This is a genomic window from Bradyrhizobium sp. NBAIM08 (assembly GCF_020193935.1).
In the GTDB taxonomy this organism is placed as follows: Bacteria; Pseudomonadota; Alphaproteobacteria; order Rhizobiales; family Xanthobacteraceae; genus Bradyrhizobium; species Bradyrhizobium yuanmingense.
In genome coordinates this window covers 1-459 of record NZ_JADYVR010000252.1, presented here as the reverse complement: position 1 = coordinate 459, position 459 = coordinate 1, and the positions used below count along the sequence as shown (strand labels likewise).

Sequence of the window (459 nt, the reverse complement as noted above, 5' to 3'; positions counted from 1 at the left end):
CAACAGGTGGCCGCCGATCCGCAGATGCAGCGCGTGTTCGCGATCGCCACCCACAAGGTGGAGTACGTCGACGAGATGCGCGCGGTGCGCGAGCGCCACCTGCGGGTCTGCGGCGCCCGGGTGCACGAGTACGAGCGAGCGTTGCGCGCGGCCGCGCGGCGCGGCGAGCTGGCGCCACGGGTGCCCGTGCGCAGCACCGCGATGGGGCTGCACGCGCTGGTGGTCGGCCTGCTCCACACCTGGATGCTCGACCGCGACGCGTTCGATCTGGCGCGCGTCGGCGCGCAGGCAGTGGACGGCTACCTGGCCGGCCTGCGAAAGGACCGTTAGTCCAGGCGCATCAGCGCGGCGCCCTCGGCCACCTGGTCGCCCACGCCGTACAGCAATTCGGCCACGGTGCCGTCACGCGGCGCGGCGATGGTGTGCTCCATCTTCATCGCCTCCATCACGGCCAGCGGC

At 72.8% G+C, this 459-nt stretch carries 2 protein-coding genes; one reads left to right on the top strand and one right to left on the bottom strand.

What is annotated here, in order from left to right; genetic code table 11:
- A partial coding sequence (locus I6F37_RS39350; RefSeq protein WP_225154278.1) for a hypothetical protein occupies positions 1-330 on the top strand: 330 nt, incomplete at its 5' end.
- Here I6F37_RS39350 and I6F37_RS39345 read toward each other — a convergent pair.
- Complete coding sequence (locus I6F37_RS39345) at positions 327-446, bottom strand: acetyl-CoA carboxylase biotin carboxyl carrier protein subunit (RefSeq protein WP_225154279.1); 120 nt, start codon at positions 444-446, stop codon at positions 327-329. The genes I6F37_RS39350 and I6F37_RS39345 overlap by 4 nt on opposite strands.
- Between the last annotated feature and the right edge of the window lie 13 nt (positions 447-459).